This window comes from Granulicatella seriolae, assembly GCF_024543085.1.
Classification (GTDB): domain Bacteria; phylum Bacillota; class Bacilli; order Lactobacillales; family Aerococcaceae; genus Granulicatella; species Granulicatella seriolae.
In genome coordinates, this window is record NZ_JANHNZ010000004.1 from 103,476 (window position 1) to 122,669 (window position 19,194).

The following is a 19,194-nucleotide window of genomic DNA, read 5'->3' on the forward strand; positions in this document are numbered from 1 at the left end:
TAGGATAGAAAAGACGATTACGTTAGAATAGGGGTGCCATTGTGGCGGAAAAGAAAAAATTATTATTAGTAGACGGAAGTAGTCTAGCGTTTAGGGCATTTTATTCCATCTTAAATTTAGATTCATTTACCAATCAAAATGGGTTACATACCAATGCCTTGTTTTCCTTTCATCGTATGTTTAATACCATCTTAGATATTGAGAAACCGACCCACGTTTTAGTTGCTTGGGATGCGGGAAAGACGACTTTTAGAACGGAAATGTATAGTGAGTACAAGGGCGGAAGGCAAAATGCACCATCAGAATTTCGTGAACAGATGCCCTATTTCAATGTTATGTTGGATGCCTTTGGAGCCAGTCACTACCAACTAGTTAACTACGAAGCGGATGACATTATTGGAACTATGGCTCATCAGGTAGATTCCGATGAATTTGATGTGGTTGTCTTGTCGGGAGACCGAGACTTAATCCAGTTGGCCAATGACCATGTTCGTGTAGAAATCACTTCAAAAGGCGTTAGTGATCTGGTTAGCTTTACACCACAAGTCATTGAAGAAAAATTTGGCATCACACCTGATCAAATTATTGATATGAAAGGTTTAATGGGAGATAGTTCTGATAACTATCCTGGTGTAACCAAGGTGGGTGAAAAAACAGCTCTTAAACTGTTGCATGAATTTGGTTCTGTTGAGGGAATTTATGATCATATCGATGACATGAAAAAGAGCAAACTGAAAGAAAATCTTGAAAATGACAAAGAAAAAGCTTTTCTTAGCAAAACTTTAGCAAGAATTGATAGGGATTCGCCAATAGATATTTCTATTAATGATACCGTCTACAAGGGTAAAAATCCTGAGGCATTGATGGCCTTCTATAAAGAAATGAATTTTAACCAATTCCAAACCGAGTTGGTTAAGGATGGACATGGTCCGACTACTTCTAAAGAAAATTTGGTGCAGTTTGAAGTCGTTGAAAAAGTAGAACCAAAGCATTTTGAGACTGCCGATACATTTCATTTAGAAATCCTAACGGAAAATTATCATGTAGCTAAAATTGTGGGAGTGGCATGGGGCAACCGTGACAAGGTATACATTAGTCAGGTAGATAGCTTATTAACATCAGCAGCATTTAAGGAATGGGTGGAAAATCCGACGATTCAGAAATCAGTTTTCGACAGCAAAACGGCTACTGTATTACTGAATGCCTACCAGATTTATCCAAAAGGGATTGCCTATGATATTTCCTTGCTGGCTTATCTACATGATACTAATGATTCTATTAAAGACCTATCAGATATTGCCAACAAAAAACATGTTGGCTCTGTTCAAATGGATGAGATTATCTACGGAAAAGGTGCTAAGATTCAGATTCCTGAAGTTATAGAAGAGTTCTACCAACATCTAGCCTCTAAAGTCGAAGCTCTTTCTCTATTAGGCCAAATCTTGCTAGATGATTTAGAAAAATTTGATCAAAAAGATCTTTATCAAACCATGGAATTACCTTTGGCAGATGTCTTGGCAAGAATGGAAATTCAAGGAATTCGAGTTGATGCCGACCGTTTGAAGGAAATGGGTCTGGACCTCAATGAACGTTTGGCGGAAATTGAAGCAAGGATTTATCAAGAAGCTGGACAAACCTTCAATATTAATTCGCCAAAACAATTAGGGGTCATCTTGTTTGACGAGATGAAATTGCCAGTTATCAAAAAGACCAAAACCGGTTACTCAACGGCTGTAGATGTTCTAGAAAAGCTAGCAGATCAAGCACCAATCGTGAAATCTATTCTAGAATACCGTCAGTTGGCTAAGCTAAAATCAACCTATATTGAAGGCTTATTAGCCTATATTTTAGAAGACGGAAAGATTCATACTCGTTATGTTCAAACGCTAACCCAAACTGGTCGACTTAGTTCCATTGACCCTAACTTACAAAATATTCCTATCCGAACTGAAGAAGGTCGTAAGATTCGCTATGCTTTCTTACCGCAAGCTGATGATTGGTCTATTTTAGCCGTTGACTATTCACAAATTGAATTACGGGTACTCGCACATATTTCTCAGGATGCTCACCTAATTGAAGCGTTTAATAAAGGACAGGATATTCATACGACAACAGCTATGCGTGTTTTTGATATTAAAGATGCTAGTTTAGTGACAAGTGAAATGAGACGTCAGGCCAAAGCGGTTAACTTTGGGATTGTTTATGGGATTAGTGATTATGGTCTATCTCAGAATTTAAATATTAGTCGGTTTGCAGCTAAAGAATTTATTGACCGCTATTTCCAAGAATTCCCAGGTGTTAAGCAATATATGACGGACATTGTTGCTCAGGGGAAAAAGGATGGATTTGTTGAAACGCTCTTCCATCGTCGACGGTATTTACCTGACTTGCATTCAAGCAACTTTAATATTCGCTCGTTTGCAGAACGTACGGCTATGAATTCACCAATTCAAGGATCGGCAGCGGATATCCTTAAGATTGCCATGCTACATGTTGATGAAGCACTGAGAGAACGAAAACTGAAGTCTAATATGCTACTACAGGTTCACGATGAATTGATCTTTGAAGTACCAAATGACGAATTAGCTGAAATGGAAGAATTAATTACAACTATTATGGAAGATGCAGTCACTTTATCAATTCCTTTAAAAGTGGATGGAAATGCCGGACCAAGTTGGTTTGAAGCAAAATAATTAGTTAATTTTATAAAGAGGTGTTACGATGCCAGAATTACCAGAAGTGGAAACGGTGCGACGAGGCTTGACTCAGTTAATCGTACCGTCAACCATCACCGGTGTAGAAGTTTTTTGGGATAAAATTATTACACCACCATTTTCTAGTCAAAAATTTTGTGACAATTTATATGGAGAAACAATTCATGCCATTGAAAGAAGAGGCAAGTATCTCATATTCTTGATGGATCATTGGGCAATGATTTCGCATTTACGAATGGAAGGTAAATATAAGGTGTGTCCATCTGACCAAGTAATTGAGAAGCATACCCATGTTGTCTTCCATCTGCATGATGGGAGAGATTTAAGGTATTTGGATGTGAGAAAGTTTGGAAGAATGACCTTAGTTCCTGTGGCTATGGCCAAGGATGCTATCAAAGCCTTAAATTTGGGACCAGAACCGTTGCCACAGTGTTTTCAAGTGGAGGAATTTTCCTTACAACTAAAAAAGCGTCATCGTGCCATTAAACCTACCTTACTAGACCAAAGTTTAGTGGCTGGATTGGGAAATATTTATGTGGACGAGGTCTTGTTTCGGTCAAAAATTCACCCTTTAAGAATGACAGATAACTTATCAGAAGATGAGATCCAAGTCTTGCATGATCAAATTATTGCTGTACTTGGACAAGCAGTTGAAGCGGGTGGATCGACCATTCGCACCTATAAGAATACCCTTGGCGAAGAGGGGACATTTCAGCAAGCGTTATTGGTCTATGGTCAAACGGACCAAGCCTGTGTTGTTTGTGGTACGCCTATTCAAAAGATAAAGGTAGCCCAGAGAGGAACTCATTTTTGCCCAGTTTGTCAAGTTCTAAGATAGATGAAGAAAGAGGGAGACGGATATGGAGATTATTGGTCTAACAGGTGGTATAGCAAGTGGTAAATCAACTGTTGCCAACTATTTACGGCAAGAGGGGATGACCGTAATTGATGCTGATTTGATAGCTAGACAAGTTGTTGAACCAGGACAAGAAGGACTTGAAAAACTGGTGGAGGCATTCGGCAGTCAAATTCTGACCAAGGAAAAAGAATTAAACAGAAAGTACCTTGGAAGAATGCTCTTTTCAGATTCTCTAGCTAGATATACGGTTAACGATATCTTACACCCTTTAATCCGACAAGAAATGATACGTCAGATAGGCCAAGCTGAACAGAGTGGTTTAAAACAAGTTTTCTTGGATATTCCACTCTTGTTTGAAGCGGGTTACCAAGAGATGTGTCATGAAATTCTGCTGGTCTATATCCCACAAAGCTTACAAGCGCAACGTTTAAAAGAAAGAGATCATTTGACGGATGTAGAAGTCAAAGACCGTATTGCTTCACAGATGTCAATTGAGGATAAACTGCCCATGGCAACGGTTGTTATTGATAACAGTCAATCCATCTCCCATACACAAGAACAAGTTCATAAATGGCTGATAGAAAAGAACTATAGACAATGATATAATGAACTATAAAATCGATAAGAAAGCCTTTATGACAATAAATTTAGAAAAGGAGCAAGCTTATGCAATGTCCTAAGTGCCAATACAACGGCTCCAGAGTAGTAGACAGTCGCCCTGCAGATGAAGGTAGAGCAATTCGTCGTCGTCGGGAGTGCGAATCATGTCAGTTTCGTTTTACGACATTTGAAAGATTAGAAAGAGCACCATTATTAGTTGTTAAACGAAATGGAAATCGAGAAGAGTTCAGCCGTGAAAAACTTCTTAATGGCTTAGTTCGTTCAGCCGAAAAACGTCCTATTGCCCTTAGCCAACTAGAAGAAGTCGTTAACCATGTAGAAAATGAATTACGACAAACAGGAGACAATGAAATTTCTAGCTCTTTAATTGGTGAATTAGTGATGGACCAACTGGCTAAAATTGATGATGTGGCTTATATTCGTTTTGCTAGCGTTTATCGTCAATTTACTGACCGTACAATGTTTATCAAGGAATTAGAAAGAATGTCTTCACAAATTGATATATCAAAAAAATAGGGAGGTTGGCTAGATGGAATTTAATTGGAGCACCTTAAAACCAAGAGATCAAATTCAGGTCTGGCAGCCTTCGTGGATTTCTAATTTGCACTTACAAAGTTTGGTTCAACTCTATCAACCTTTTATTGGGGGAACAGCAACTAACCTTTATTTAAGTTTATTTTATGAAATTAGTCCACAAACCTTTCATAGTGATAGCTTTGCTCTAATGGATTTGTTGGCTACTTTGGATGTTGGTATTAAAGAATTTTATCAGGCTCGTACAAGGTTGGAAGGCATCGGGCTCTTGAAGACATTTGCCTCTACTAAGGTAGAGGATTATGCCTCCTATCGCTTAGAATTACTTGCGCCACTATCCCCGAATCTTTTTTTCAAAGATCCACTTATGGCAACTTTACTCATGGACCGAGTGAATCGAACACGTTTTATGCAATTACAAAGAAGGTTTGCCTACCTTAAACCCGTGGATGAAAAAGAAGCGCCGGTTGACATCACCAAACCATTTGAAGAAGTCTATCAAGCTCCTTTTAACGTGTCATCTTATAGCCAAAAGATGGATTCTTCTAATCAAGTGATGGTGTCAGGGAAGGAAACTACCATTCCTATAGGAGACAATGCTAATTTTGATTGGGACTACTTAAAGAGTCTACTATCTAGCCGATTTGTGCCACAAGATGCCTTAACGGAGCAAGTAAAAGTGACAATAAGAACCCTTCATAGCTATTATGGGCTCAGTGAACAAGATTTGGTTCCATATATTGTTCATGCTACGGATACAGTACAAAGGGAAATAAATTTAACAGTGCTCAAAAATTCTGTTGTGGAGTCTATGCAAGAAATGCAGAAAAAACAAGTTAAACTAGGCAAAGAAAGAGAAAAGCATCAAGAAGAAATCCAAGCGAAAAATTTCAACGAAGCAGAAACACTAAGAGCAACAGTGGCAAACAAGCCGACTAAAGATGGAATTCATCTAGACTCAACCAAAGCCCAAACCAGTGTGGAAGAACGACTTATTGAAGCAGCTGAAAAGTTCAATCCCTATCAATTCACGAGTGATATCAAGGAACAAAAAGGTGGTTTCGTAGCTAACCACGAACAACGAACCATAAGAGACCTTTTGGAAATTAGTAAATTACCCGCACCAGTAGTCAATATACTTGTCTACTATCTTTTGGTTATGCAAAATAACGCTAATATCACAAAGAATTTAGCAGATACCATCGCAAACGATTGGGCCCAAAAGAAAATTGTAACAGCTCAAGATGCTATCGCTTCTTTAAAAATGAGGGAGTCTGTGCAACATAAGGAAAAAGAGCAAAGAATGAAGCAGACAGCTGGCTATCAAAAGGGAACTTATAGTAACCAGAGAAAACCGGTTCGAGTAGAAGTCGTGCCAGAGTGGGCTAAATCTGAAAATAAAACGGTGGAAAAACCTTTAGATGACGCAGAATATAAACGAATGCAAGAACGAATTCAGCGTTTAAAAACTGGCCGAGAAACCAGTGGAAATGATTAAAGAGAGGAGGAGAAAGAATGGATAAGCTAAATACTGTCAAGAACCAATTTCAGCAATTCTTAAAAGACCCGGAACATCAGAAAAGATATCAAGAGATTATCGAAAAAACGATGAATGATAAAGATATTCAAACCTTTATTGACTTGCATTCCCATCAACTAACGAAAGAAATGATTGAAAAAAGTTATGCAAAATTCAATGAATTTATTCTTGAAAGAGATGCTCGGAAAAATGGTCAAGAAGTTAAAAGTCCTGGTATGGAGCCTGTCTTGGTGATTAATGTTGGCTTTGTTGATGTTATCTATAAACCAACTGAAGCTTACTTGCAGCAGAAAAAAGAACGTGAATTACGCAGTCGTGTTCAAGCCATGAATATGCCAAAAAATATTCAACAAGCACGTTTTTCTGAATTAGCGGTTACTGCCAAGCGCGAGGAAGTTGTTGGATTGGCTCTTAACTTTATTGAAGCACACGTGTCAGAACCAAAAAAATTCCACAAAGGGATTTACATCGTGGGTCCATTTGGCGTGGGCAAGACCTATTTGCTAGGTGCTATTGCTAATGAATTGGCACAAAATGGGCTTATAACTACCTTGGTTCATGTACCATCCCTAAGTTCTGAGATGAAAAATGCGATTGGAGAGGGGGGCCTTTCAGATAAATTAGATGCCATTAAGAAAGCTCCAATTCTTATTCTGGATGATATTGGGGCAGAGTCCAGTTCGTCATGGTTCCGAGATGAGATTTTAGGTGTCATTCTACAATACCGTATGCAACAAGAACTACCTACTTTCTTCTCGTCGAATTTTACCATTGCTGAATTAGAAGAACATCTTCGGATATCTCAACGTGGAGAGGATGAGGGGTTGAAGGCAAAACGCATTATTGAGCGGATTAAGTTTTTAAGCACGGAAGTCTATTTGGATGGCGAGAACCGGAGAAATTAGGGTGTTAAGGAAATTGCTGAAGAGATTTTTTAGTTTTAGGTTTTTGCAGTCTCCATAATTTCTTATCACTAGAACCAAAAAACAAAGGAAAACCTAAAAATCAGGAGGAAAAATTGAAATATGAAAATTGAACAAGTTTTTAACCCCCCGAAAGGCAGGGTTTTAGTTACTTCAGAACCCATACCGGATAACATGTTACACGGATACGCTAAAATAAATAATACGTTTTACGAAGTGAAAGGAATTCCAATAAGTGATAGATACTCCTTTTTAATTCATACGCAGGATATAATTGAAGAAGATTCAGAGGTAGAATTCTTCAGTAAACTACCATAAGAGCTTATTAACTAGACCAGATTATAAGTGCTATTTTTGCACCTCATTAATTTTTTATAACTCAAAACCATTTTTTAATATCCATTTTCTCCTTCAAAAGGATTTTCACATTTTTCTTGCATTTCATTGGCGTGAGTGGTTAAATAAGGTTAACTTAATAATCCATCATGATGAAAAAGACAAGAGGCTGATAACTTGTTTGGTAGAGAGGGGCGGTATGGTGAAACGCTCTGGCAAGCTTAGTCCTAACCACTTTTGAATATTATCTGAAAACTAACAACTATACCTTATAGGAAGTTAGGAGTAAGGATGATCGTCCCTGCACGTTACGCGTTTAAGGCAAGGGTAACCTTGTAAACTTGGGTGGAACCACGTTCAAATTAACGTCCCATATCTTATTGAAATTTCGATAAGGTATGGGATTTTTGTTTTTTTCTGATTGATGATTATATATTTCGAGGAGGAATAATGATGTCAATGATTCATATTACATTTCCTGATGGTGCTGTCAAAGAGTATTCAAAAGGAACAACTGTCAAAGAGGTAGCAGAAAGTATTAGTAAGGGCTTAGCCAAGAAAGCCTTAGCCGGAAAGTTTAACCAAGAATTGGTAGATTTTACTAAACCACTTGAAGAGGATGGTTCTTTGGAAATAGTTACGCCTGACCATCAAGAGGCGTTGGGAATTCTACGTCATTCGTCAGCTCATTTGCTGGCTCACGCTCTAACCAGACTTTTCCCAGGGATCCATTTTGGTGTGGGACCAGCGATTGAAAGTGGTTTTTACTACGATACTGATATGGAAAACCAATTAACGGAAGAACAACTACCTTTAGTTGAAGCAGAAATGATGAAGATTGTGAAGGAAAATATTCCTATTGTGCGAAAGGAAATCTCTCGTCAAGAAGCACTAGACTTTTTTGCACAAGACCCTTACAAAGTCGAATTGATTTCTGCCTTACCTGAAGATGAAGTGATTACCGTCTACCAACAAGGAGATTTTACAGATTTATGTCGTGGCGTTCATGTACCTTCAACTGGTCGGATTCAAATTTTCAAACTGTTATCTTTAGCAGGAGCATATTGGCGTGGGAATTCTGACAACAAAATGATGCAACGGGTATACGGAACAGCTTTCTTTGACAAGGCGGAGTTAAAAGAATTCCTTAAGATGCGTGAGGAAGCAAAAGAACGTGACCACCGCAAGTTAGGGAAAGAACTTGACCTATTTATGATCTCTCAAGAAGTGGGCTCTGGCTTGCCTTTCTGGTTGCCAAAAGGAGCTACCATTCGTCGTATTATCGACCGCTATATCGTGGACAAGGAAGTCAGCCTTGGCTATGAACATGTTTATACACCAATCATGGCCGATGTTAATCTATATAAGACATCTGGACACTGGGCTCATTACCAAGAAGACATGTTTCCACCGATGGATATGGGGGATGGGGAAATGTTGGTGCTTCGCCCAATGAACTGCCCACACCACATGATGGTCTATAAAAATGACATCCATAGTTACCGTGAGTTGCCAATTCGGATTGCAGAACTAGGTATGATGCACCGCTATGAAAAATCAGGAGCTCTATCCGGTTTGCAACGTGTCCGTGAAATGACTTTAAATGATGCACATATCTTTGTTCGTCCTGACCAAATCAAGGATGAATTTAAACGAGTTCTTGAATTGGTTCAAGCAGTTTACGCTGATTTTAATATCACTGACTACCGTTTCCGGTTGAGTTACCGTGACCCTGAAGACAAAGAAAAATATTTCGACGATGATGCTATGTGGAACAAAGCGGAAGCCATGTTAAAAGAAGCCATGGATGATATGGGCTTAGACTACTTTGAAGCTATCGGAGAAGCTGCTTTTTATGGTCCTAAGTTAGACGTTCAATTCAAGACAGCCCTTGGCATGGAAGAGACTATGTCAACCATTCAATTAGATTTCTTATTGCCAGAACGATTTGACTTAACCTATGTTGGAGAAGATGGTGAAAATAGCCATCGTCCAGTGGTTATCCATAGAGGGGTTGTTTCGACAGCAGAACGTTTTGTAGCTTACTTGATTGAAGAGTACAAGGGAGCATTTCCAACATGGTTGGCACCGGTTCAAGCGACTATCATTCCTGTAAGTATCGAACACCACTATGATAAGGCGCGTGAGTTAAAAGAACGTCTTGCTGCATTGGGCATGAGAGTTGAAATTGATGACCGTAACGAAAAAATGGGCTACAAGATTCGTGCATCTCAAACACAAAAAATTCCATTCCAATTAGTCATTGGTGACAAAGAAGTGGAAGAAGGAACAGTTACCGTTCGCCGTTATGGCTCAAAAGCAATGAAAACAATGGCTATTGCAGACTATATCGAAAAAGTTCAAAAAGAAATCAAAGGGTTTAGTCGCCCAGTTGAAGACTAAGCTTGTGTGAAGTTGTTACAGTTAAAGCTTAGCTTTGGAAGGAGTGTAGATGGGACTATGGTTAACAAACAAGCGCATGTAATTGTCATTTCCTATGATTCGTTTAGTCAATTAGACTTTGAAAAAGCCAAACACTATCCCAATCTCGCTAAACTAATTGAAAATGGAATATACTCTACCCAATTATCTAGTGTGTACCCCAGTATGACTTATGTGGTTCATACAACCATGGTAACGGGTCTATACCCTGACAAACATGGGATTATTCACAACTATCCGTTTCAACCATTTGTAGATTACAAACAACAAGCTTGGCACTGGTACCGCTCCGCTATCCAAGCAAGCACCATTTACGATATGGCAAAGGAGGCTGGTTTAAAAACGGCTAGCCTCATGTGGCCAGTATCAGGTGGTGCTAAGACGAATTACAATTTTCCAGAGATTATTGCTCTTCCAGGCGAAAACCAAGTCACCAAAATTTTGAAAAATGGCAGTCCCTTATTCTGTTTAAATATGGCTATTAAATATGGTCGTCACCTTTCTGGAGCTAAGCAGCCACAATTAGATGACTTTACAACAAATATGGCAGTAGATACGATTAGACGTAAGAAGCCAAATTTACTTTTGTCCCATTTGATTGAATTGGACGACCTTAAGCATGATGTGGGGATTGAGCATGAGTCTTTAGAACATGTTTATCAAGAGATGGATCAGCGAATTGGTCGGATTGTGACTACAGTTCAAGAGTTGGGATTGGGTGACCAAACAAGCTTTATGGTTTTAGGCGATCACGGTCAATTTACTATAAAGAAAAGAATATTTCTCAATCAATATCTCTATGAAAAAGGCTGGATTAAAGATGATTATATCAGTGGGAAAAAGCAATCGCCGCTCTATTTTCAATCGAGTGGAGGAGCTGCCTATTTACATGTTGATCAAAATAATTCACCAAATCAGAAAGAAATTGAAGAATTGTTGTCAGCTTTAAGGGTAGACTTTTCAGAGGAGATTGAGGCGATTTTTAATAGAGAACAGTTAGATTCCTATTCAATTAGTCCTAATATTTCTTATATGATTGAAGGTATATCTGGTGTAGCTTTTTCAGATGCAGTATCTGAAACGGGGCAGTTGATGGAAGACCTTGAATCTCAACAGCTGCTAAGTGGCGACCACGGCTACCATCCAGATAAGGAAAATTATCAATGCGGTTTTGTTCTAAGTGGGCCAGCAATTATACGCAGAGGCAACATTGGCCCAATTAAAATGGTCGATATTGCTCCGACAATTGCTACTTTGTTGGGAATTGAATTTCCTCATCGAGACGGAAGTTCGGTATCGTTTGAATGATTCAATAAATGTCTTAACGAAACTTCTTTAATCAATAGAAAAATGGTAGCAAAAAGTCTGCAAAGAATAACAATCTATTTCCAAATTACAAAAGAGTTTCTAAAAAATGTACCAGAAATCAAAACGGTGCTGCTGTTTAAGTATCTGTAATTGACTTTAGTTGATTACAGATACTCAGATAGCTATGCTTTACACCGTAATTTCTGGTACATTTTTTTAGAAACTCTTTTGTAATAACTCGGACTCCTGGCCAAACTGTTTATAATTAGCGTATCGTTAAAGAAAATTTTTCATTTAATATATTCAACATTTTAAGTCCAGTTAAAAATTTGTAGGTTATTGTTGTTCAAGTGGTTCTGCATTTTTTGTTTCTTCAGGAATAGTGAATGGTTCTACTTGATTAAACTTGCTGTAGATCTGTTCGGTCACAACTTTAGTGCCATCATTACTAGATTCAGTTGATGATTCTGAACTATTAGTTGATGTGTCAATGGCCATTTCGCTACGTGTGCTCGTTGGTAAAAAAGTCGTTTTGTCTATTAAAAATGCTAAGTCAATAGAGGTATATTTTGGAGCATATTTAGCAAATTCCCCATCAATTAATTTGGAGAATTCTTCAGTATCTGCACCTTCAAGATGTAAGCTAACGGAATAGTTAGCCCCTTCAGTTTTAGTGATCATTTTGGAAGATAAGTCAGTGAGTTTCGATAGCATCGCATAAAACGTATCGTATGAATTACTAGAAATGATTTTATCCATAGGCGACTTGTACCAGCCACCTGTCTCTAAATTGGGGATATAGAAGAACTGGCTGTCCGCATATTGGACCATTTCTTGTACACTTCCACTTTCACTTGAAGGCGCAATAGTGGTCTTTACTAATAAAGGGTTCAAAAAGACTTGACTAACAGAGTTAGACTCTAAATCAATAAGTTTATCGACAACGAAAATAGAACTCGATATTTTCATGTCTATCTGATAGTTTTTGACTTTTGCCATTGCATCTTGCGTATTTTTTAAGATTTGTTCAGCAGATAAAGTGGTTTCTTGGCTTTCTGCAGTTGAGGATGTTTGCGACCCTTCCGTGCCAGTCTTATTATTACAGGCCGCTAAAATAAATAAGGCAGAGAAGAGTATTCCTACTTTTTTAAACGTATTCATGGTATAACCTCCTAAATGTGAGTGGATTTGATAAGATTAGTTTACCATAAATCAAACTATTTTTCATTTTCTTAGTAGCTCTAAGTAAACTCTTTCCTCCATGATACTGAAAAACTTAATTGTTAGATTGAGGAAGGAAGCTTGTTTCTTTAGCAATAATTGAGCATAATAGATATGAAAATAGTTTTAAGAAACATTTGAGGAGGGAAGCTATGCAAGAATCTGTTAAGACAGCTGAAAAATCTTTTTTAACCAAACGCTTCATTGCCTTAGTTATCTGTGTTTTGCTAACGGGGGTAGGGGCATCCTTAATGATTGAAGCTGATATTGGGGTTGGTGCTTGGGATGCTCTGGCCATGTCGATTGGATCACTAACAGGTATCGAAGTAGGAACGGTTGGTATGATGATGAATATCACCTGTATCATACTTCAGATTTTAATTCTGAAAAAATCATTTAAAATCAAAAATCTACTCCAAATTCCTCTGAGCATTTTAATTGGTATAGTCGTCAATTATATCCTTTATCGACTATTTAGCGGGATTGAGATTGACAATTATTTTATGAATCTAGCTATGATGTTATTTGGGTTGATTATTGTTTGCTTTGCCATTAGTGCTATTATGCTGATTGATTTAATCACATTTCCATTAGAAGGGCTTTCTATGAGTATCGTGTTAAAAAGCAAGTACACATTTGGTATAGTTCGACAATTTTTTGATGTCTTTTGTGTTTCTGCATCTTTAGGAATGACTTTTTTACTGCACACTCCCTTAACCGTTCGTGAGGGGACGATTATCTCCATGCTTTTGTTTGGCCCCGTAGTAACGATTATTATGAAATGGATGAAACCACTATTTCGGCGAATGGAATTGACGGATATGTAATTGGGAGAATAGAAAAGAATTGAGGGGAGTTGGGCGAAAAGTCTAAAATGACTAATATTTTTTAAATCACAAAAGAGTTTTGCGAAAATCTTATCAGAAATAACGGTGTAAAGCATAGCTGGCGTACAGTGGATGTTTCGGCGTTTTCGCCGATTACAGCCACGTAGACAGCTAAGCCAGTGAGACCAAGGCTCACGGCGGTGCCATCGTTCTCATTTCTGATAAGATTTTCGCAAAACTCTTTTGTTTGTATAACAACCTGGACTTTTTGCCCAGCTCCCCTCAATTTTTTTTATTTCATTCTTGTATCTAAATAAAAATGACATTCTGTATTCTGCATGTTCACTGACAGAAAATTATTAAGAGTGCAAAATTCGGAAATGAGTAACTAACTTGATGAAGATATTATATAATAAGAATTATAAACATTAGTGTTGGAAAGGCTTGCAAAAGATAGAGAAAGGTGATATGATGTTTTTAATAAATAAATTATGGAAAGGGTGTTATATGTGGTTTATAATTTAAAAGAATCAATCGGAACAAAATCACTCTCCAAAACTTTACGGTTTACCTTGATACCTCAAAATCAGACCAGGGAGTATCTGTCCAAAAATCTCCTTAAAGAAGAAGAGGTAGATTTACAGTTTGAACAAGCTAAGCTAATCTTAGATGGAATCTACCGGAAGATAATTGAGGATTCATTAGCTGAATCTCACATTGATTGGAAGGATTTGGCTGATGCCTATGAAAGTAAAGATCAAGCAATCATTGAAAAAGCTCAAACAGATTACAGGAAACAAATTGCTGACTTGTTCAGCAAGCAAGATGGATTCAAAAATCTTTTTGGCAGTAAGCTACTAAAGGATGTATTCCTCGGAAAATATGACGACGTAATTACTAAAGAAGATAAGCTCTGTCTACAAGAATTTGCTAATCGGACAGTACGCTTTACTGGCTTTTTCAGTAATCGTAAAAACATCTTCTCAAAAGAAGCTATTACTACATCAGTGACGTACAGAATCGTTCATGTGAATTTTAATAAGTTTCTAGCAAATATCAAAAACTATGGGAAGCTAGAGGAGTTAATCTCTGAAGGTTTGATACAATTATCGGAACAAATTTATGGAAATAGAGATATTGATATGATCAAGAAAAATTTCTTTGAAATAAATTGTTTTAATAACTTTCTTTTACAAAAAGATATTAATCAATACAATAGTGTTGTAGGGGGATGGTCTGAATCAAAGGCTGTTAAAATTAAAGGGATAAACGAGTTGATCAATGAGTATGTACAAAAAACTGGTACTAAATGTGAGAGGATGTACAAATTAGACAAACAAATTTTGTCTGAGATGGCTACTCGATCTTTCAGATGGAAACCAATAGAAAACAATGAAGAATTGATTAATGAAGTAATAGATTATATTCAACTTGTAGGGAAAGCAAAACTAAGTGATAGTGTGAACAGTCTATTCCATGATATAGATACATTTAATGGAGAAAGTATCTTTTTGTCAAGAAAATTAGTTTCTCAAATATCGATAAACTTGTTTGGTGAGTATAATGCAATAAGCGAACTCCTGAAACAAGACAGAACAAAAGAACTATTAACGGAAAAAAAGAAATTATCTAAGAAAGATGAAAAAGAAATTTTAGCTTATCTTGGTGTAAATACTGAAGGAGAGTTTACAAAAACCTCTCCTTCGTATAGTGTATCAAAACTAAGTGAAATATTATCTGAAAGCAAAACATCCATTAGTGAATATTTGTCTCAGACAGCTCAAGATTTAACAGAAGAACTTGAATCATCTATCAAACAAGTAACGGGTGAACTTAATAGAGAGTTTGACAAGTCAGCACAACAAAAAAATAGTATAAAACAGCTCTTTGACACTATTATCAAGTTATCAAATCTTGTAAAAGGTTTTATTTCAGAGAATATCATTGAATTGGATGCTAACTTTTATGAAGAACTGGATTCAATAAAAGACTTATTGGATCAAGGTTTAGCAAACTATAACCGTGTGAGAAATTACCTGACTAAGAAAGACTATTCAAAAGAAAAAATCCCATTGACATTTAATATCAATGGTTTATTGGGAGGCTGGGCTAAATCAAAGGAATCAGACAATAGAGGTCTAATTTTCAGAGAAAATGGAAAATACTATCTCGGTATACTGTTAAATGCTAAATTAAAATTTAAAGAAGTCTCAAATAAAAATGAAGAAGTCTTCGAAAAAATGGATCTAATATTTTTGCCTGGACCGGAGAAGATGATTCCAAAATCTTCTATTGCATTAAAAGAGGTAAAAGCCCATTTTGCAGAAAAAATGACAGATTACAACATCACTAGTAATAAAAAGTTTTTGAAATCCTTTACAATTACTAGAGAAATCTTTGATTTATATTATCCGAACGGCCCAGAGGATACAGAAGCTGTAAAAAAATTCCAAGTAAAATTTTTAAAAGAAAATCCAAATAAAAAGCAAGAGCATCAAGATGCCCTCATTACATGGATTGATTTTTGTAAAGAATTTTTGAATGCTTACGAAGGAACTAAAGAATTTGATTTTTCACTGTTAAAAGAAAGTGGACAATATGCTGATTTATCGGAATTCTATAGAGATGTTGCAAGTGCCTGTTATAAATTAAGCTTCTATGATGTGTCTAAAAGTCAGGTTTATAAATCAGTTGAAAACCAAGAGCTGCTTCTTTTTCAAATCTATAACAAAGATTTTTCTGATCATCATAAAGGAAAAGAAAACCTGCATACACTATTCTTCAAGGGAGTATTTAGTGAAGAGAATGATACGGATAAAGTGTTTAAACTAAATGGTGGTGCCGAAATATTTTACCGTAAAAGTAGTATTAAACACCACGTAACGCATAAAAAAGGTGATTGGATTGTTAACCGAACATTTCTAGAGGATGGTCAAAAAATAACCATACCTGAACGATTAATTCCAGAATTGAATTCCTTTGTTAATGATGAGTCACTTCACCTAAGTCAAGAGGCTCAATACTATCTTCCAAAATTGGAAAAAAGAATGCTTGACTACGATATTATTAAAGATAAACGGTATACTGTGGATAAATTTTTCTTGCACGTACCTATAACCATTAATCCTGATGTTGTAGAAGTTAGAGCGAATACCATGGTATCAGACTGGGTTAAGAACGGTAACATTCAACATATAATTGGGATAGATAGAGGAGAGAAAAATCTTTTATACTATACTGTTCTAGACATGCAAGGCAATATTGTTGAACAGGCGGATTTGAATACTGTTAATCAAGTGAATTACCAGCAGAAATTGGTTACTAGAGAAAAAGAAAGAGACTTTAGTCGAAAATCTTGGCAAGAAATTGGAAATATCAAAAACCTAAAAGAAGGATATCTCTCTGCTATTGTCCATCAATTGGCATTACTGATTGAGAAGTACGGAGCCATAATTGTAATGGAAAACCTAAATATGGGCTTCAAGCGTGGAAGAATGAAAGTTGAAAGACAGGTCTATCAAAAATTTGAGAAAATGTTGACGGATAAGCTACAATACATGTCTTTCAAGGATCGACCAGCTAGCGAATATGGCGGCATTGCAAGAGGATATCAACTTACTGGAGACTTTAAAGAAGGTCAAAATAATAATGGTATTTTGTTTTATGTTACCGCCGGATACACATCAAAAATAGATCCGACTACAGGTTTTGTAAATGTATTTAATTTTAAAAAACTGAAAGATGCTAAGTTGAGAAAAGAATTTTTTGAAAAATTTAACACGATTTTTTACAAGAAAGATGAAGCATTAAGAGAAGACTACTTTGTTTTTGATTTTAGTTATAGTAAATTCGAAACATATCAAAGTATGCATAGAGATGATTGGCAAGTTTGTACAGTTGGGCACCGTAGTTTGTATAACCCTAAAACAAAGAAGGAGGCTGTTATTCATCTAAATACGGAAATGAAGAAGATACTCAATGAATTCGGTGTGTCATATAGCGAGGATGAAAATCTAATAGAGAAAATCTGTCAAAATGAACAGTGTTCAAAAAAAGTGCTAGATTTATTTAGGTTAACCGTTAAGTTACGGAACAACTTAAAGAATGAAATGACTCCTTCAAAAATTGAAGATTGTATTATTTCTCCTGTGAAAAATAGTGAGGGAGTATTTTTCAACTCGATGAATGGTGATCCAACTTTACCAAAAGATTCAGATGCTAATGGAGCTTATTGTATTGCAAGGAAAGGCTTAGCTATTGTCAATAAGAATCGTCTAGCCAGTCATGATGAAAGGTTTGACTATGTTTTATCAAATACAGACTGGTTTAAGGAGATGCAACAATAGTGGAAAACTATATATTGCTAACTCAACTAAATGATTTCGTATTTTGCCCTTTATCAATCTATTTCCACAATACGTACGGGGCTATGGAAAAGACACTCTATCAAGAAAAAGCTCAAATAGAGGGAACCATGGCACATCAAAGTATTGATCAGTCAACGTTTAGTACACGCTCCTCAGTAATTACTTCTTTAGAAGTAGTTACTGAGAAGTATCATTTGATTGGTAAAATCGATGTCTATGATAGTCGCACAAAAGAGCTAATAGAACGCAAAAAACATATCAAAGTAGTCTATGATGGCTATATTTTTCAATTGTATGGACAATATTTTGCCATGAAAGAAATGGGCTACGAGGTAGAAAAACTTTCCTTATATAGTTATGATACTAATAAGAAAATCAAAGTAAAACTACCGAACGAAGATTCTGAAATGCTTGAAAAATTTGAGCAACAAATAAAACTAATGAGAAATTTTAGTATTGATGATTTTCAACAACATAATTCTTTAAAATGTCAAAACTGTATTTATGAACCCGCTTGTGATAGGAGTGCTGTTGATGCTTAGCAGAGAGGCTTTCAGTAAAAAACAAATCGTCTGCGTAAATATTGGATTAGGGGAGAAAATGAGTATTTCTAATGACAATATTGTGGTAAAAGACAAAGATGCAAAAGTGGTGTTGAAGACAACAATGTATCGGTTATTTGCCATATTTGTCATCGGACATACAACTTTAACGACCAAAGTGATAGCAAATTCCAAAAAATTTAAATTTAGTATCTGCTTTTTTTCACCAACTATGAAGTTATATGACATCATTGGCGCAAGGATGGAAGGCAACTTTTTGCTGAGAGAAAAACAGTACTCTTACAATAGTAATTATGCAGCCAAAGAAATAATAGCCAATAAAATAGAAAACCAACTAAGAACACTGAAAAAAGTGAGAGAAAAGTCTCCCTTAATGCTTGATAACATTAAGCAAATTGAAAAAATTAAGCATAAATATAACCTTGAAGAACAACTGTCAATTCAACAAATTATGGGGTTTGAAGGGGCAATTGCAAAGCTATACTTTGCAGCAATTTTTGAAGATAAACAATGGAAGCGTAGAATCCCTAGAGTTAAGTTTGATTATATTAATGCCAGCTTAGATATAGGCTATACCTTGTTATTTAACTATATTGATGCCATTCTAAATGTTTTTGGATTTGATACTTACAAGGGTGTACTTCATCAAGAGTTTTATATGCGAAAATCATTGGTATGTGATATTGTTGAGCCATTAAGAACGATCATTGACTGGAAGACCAGAAAGGCGATGAATCTAAATCAGATTACAGAGGATGATTTTACTTTGAGAAATAATCAATATACTCTTGATTGGAAGCAAAATAGAAAGTATACAAAACTGTATCTTGAAGCTATTCTGGACAATAAAGATAAAATCTTTCATTATGTTCAATCCTACTATAGAGCATTTATGAAAGGATACGATAAGGTAGATTTCCCTAAGATAGAGGTGTAACT

Annotated in this window: 14 protein-coding genes; 13 read left to right on the forward strand and 1 reads right to left on the reverse strand. The window is 36.3% G+C overall.

All coding sequences use genetic code 11. From position 1 onward, the window contains the following. Positions 1-41 precede the first annotated feature (41 nt). From polA to NPA36_RS05685, 9 genes are all read left to right on the forward strand, one after another. On the forward strand, positions 42-2,693 hold the full coding sequence (gene polA / locus NPA36_RS05645; protein WP_256945145.1) for a DNA polymerase I: 2,652 nt from the start codon (positions 42-44) through the stop codon (positions 2,691-2,693). A gap of 28 nt (positions 2,694-2,721) precedes the next feature. Continuing rightward, positions 2,722-3,552 carry a DNA-formamidopyrimidine glycosylase gene (mutM, locus tag NPA36_RS05650; RefSeq protein WP_256945146.1) on the forward strand — a complete coding sequence of 277 codons (831 nt, stop codon included), beginning with the start codon at positions 2,722-2,724 and terminating at the stop codon, positions 3,550-3,552. 22 nt (positions 3,553-3,574) lie between these two features. Further along, positions 3,575-4,174 carry a dephospho-CoA kinase gene (gene coaE, locus NPA36_RS05655; RefSeq protein ID WP_256945147.1) on the forward strand — a complete coding sequence of 200 codons (600 nt, stop codon included), beginning with the start codon at positions 3,575-3,577 and terminating at the stop codon, positions 4,172-4,174. A 65-nt stretch (positions 4,175-4,239) separates the two neighbouring features. Beyond that, entirely contained in the window at positions 4,240-4,710 is a 471-nt protein-coding gene (gene nrdR, locus NPA36_RS05660; RefSeq protein ID WP_256945148.1) for a transcriptional regulator NrdR, read from the forward strand. Between the two features lie 13 nt (positions 4,711-4,723). Next, positions 4,724-6,226, forward strand: a complete 1,503-nt coding sequence (locus NPA36_RS05665; protein WP_256945149.1) for a replication initiation and membrane attachment family protein — start codon at positions 4,724-4,726, stop codon at positions 6,224-6,226. A 17-nt stretch (positions 6,227-6,243) separates the two neighbouring features. Next, on the forward strand, positions 6,244-7,173 hold the full coding sequence (gene dnaI / locus NPA36_RS05670; RefSeq protein WP_256945150.1) for a primosomal protein DnaI: 930 nt from the start codon (positions 6,244-6,246) through the stop codon (positions 7,171-7,173). 120 nt (positions 7,174-7,293) lie between these two features. After that, positions 7,294-7,509 carry a hypothetical protein gene (locus NPA36_RS05675; protein ID WP_256945151.1) on the forward strand — a complete coding sequence of 72 codons (216 nt, stop codon included), beginning with the start codon at positions 7,294-7,296 and terminating at the stop codon, positions 7,507-7,509. A gap of 477 nt (positions 7,510-7,986) precedes the next feature. Next, complete coding sequence (thrS, locus tag NPA36_RS05680; RefSeq protein ID WP_256945224.1) at positions 7,987-9,930, forward strand: threonine--tRNA ligase; 1,944 nt, start codon at positions 7,987-7,989, stop codon at positions 9,928-9,930. A 57-nt stretch (positions 9,931-9,987) separates the two neighbouring features. Next, positions 9,988-11,277, forward strand: coding sequence for an alkaline phosphatase family protein (locus tag NPA36_RS05685; RefSeq protein WP_256945152.1), 1,290 nt, complete (start codon positions 9,988-9,990; stop codon positions 11,275-11,277). Between the two features lie 336 nt (positions 11,278-11,613). Here NPA36_RS05685 and NPA36_RS05690 read toward each other — a convergent pair whose 3' ends face one another. Then, positions 11,614-12,438 (reverse strand): DUF6612 family protein, encoded by an 825-nt coding sequence (locus NPA36_RS05690; protein WP_256945153.1) that lies wholly within the window; start codon positions 12,436-12,438, stop codon positions 11,614-11,616. A gap of 212 nt (positions 12,439-12,650) precedes the next feature. Between NPA36_RS05690 and NPA36_RS05695 the strand changes: the two genes are divergently transcribed. The 4 genes from NPA36_RS05695 to cas1 all read left to right on the forward strand — a co-directional run bounded on the left by NPA36_RS05695 (position 12,651) and on the right by cas1 (position 19,192). Further along, the gene (locus NPA36_RS05695; protein WP_256945154.1) at positions 12,651-13,325 is read left to right on the forward strand and encodes a YczE/YyaS/YitT family protein; all 675 of its coding nucleotides are present in this window, start codon (positions 12,651-12,653) and stop codon (positions 13,323-13,325) included. A 509-nt stretch (positions 13,326-13,834) separates the two neighbouring features. After that, entirely contained in the window at positions 13,835-17,671 is a 3,837-nt protein-coding gene (gene cas12a / locus NPA36_RS05700; protein WP_256945155.1) for a type V CRISPR-associated protein Cas12a/Cpf1, read from the forward strand. Next, positions 17,671-18,234, forward strand: coding sequence for a type V CRISPR-associated protein Cas4 (gene cas4 / locus NPA36_RS05705; protein WP_256945156.1), 564 nt, complete (start codon positions 17,671-17,673; stop codon positions 18,232-18,234). Before cas12a ends, cas4 begins: the two co-directional genes overlap by 1 nt. Continuing rightward, the gene (cas1, locus tag NPA36_RS05710; RefSeq protein ID WP_256945157.1) at positions 18,227-19,192 is read left to right on the forward strand and encodes a type V CRISPR-associated endonuclease Cas1; all 966 of its coding nucleotides are present in this window, start codon (positions 18,227-18,229) and stop codon (positions 19,190-19,192) included. The genes cas4 and cas1 overlap by 8 nt, the downstream gene beginning before the upstream one ends. Positions 19,193-19,194: the final 2 nt, after the last annotated feature.

Excerpts from the sequence above, each read along its gene's own strand:
- NPA36_RS05675 (WP_256945151.1), top strand. The coding sequence starts at position 7,294 with ATGAAAATTGAACAAGTTTTTAACCCCCCGAAAGGCAGGGTTTTAGTT.
- NPA36_RS05685 (WP_256945152.1), top strand. The coding sequence starts at position 9,988 with ATGGTTAACAAACAAGCGCATGTAATTGTCATTTCCTATGATTCGTTT.
- NPA36_RS05665 (WP_256945149.1), top strand. The coding sequence starts at position 4,724 with ATGGAATTTAATTGGAGCACCTTAAAACCAAGAGATCAAATTCAGGTC.
- cas1 (WP_256945157.1), top strand. The coding sequence starts at position 18,227 with ATGCTTAGCAGAGAGGCTTTCAGTAAAAAACAAATCGTCTGCGTAAAT.
- coaE (WP_256945147.1), top strand. The coding sequence starts at position 3,575 with ATGGAGATTATTGGTCTAACAGGTGGTATAGCAAGTGGTAAATCAACT.
- NPA36_RS05690 (WP_256945153.1), bottom strand. The coding sequence starts at position 12,438 with ATGAATACGTTTAAAAAAGTAGGAATACTCTTCTCTGCCTTATTTATT.
- dnaI (WP_256945150.1), top strand. The coding sequence starts at position 6,244 with ATGGATAAGCTAAATACTGTCAAGAACCAATTTCAGCAATTCTTAAAA.
- thrS (WP_256945224.1), top strand. The coding sequence starts at position 7,987 with ATGATTCATATTACATTTCCTGATGGTGCTGTCAAAGAGTATTCAAAA.
- nrdR (WP_256945148.1), top strand. The coding sequence starts at position 4,240 with ATGCAATGTCCTAAGTGCCAATACAACGGCTCCAGAGTAGTAGACAGT.
- NPA36_RS05695 (WP_256945154.1), top strand. The coding sequence starts at position 12,651 with ATGCAAGAATCTGTTAAGACAGCTGAAAAATCTTTTTTAACCAAACGC.
- mutM (WP_256945146.1), top strand. The coding sequence starts at position 2,722 with ATGCCAGAATTACCAGAAGTGGAAACGGTGCGACGAGGCTTGACTCAG.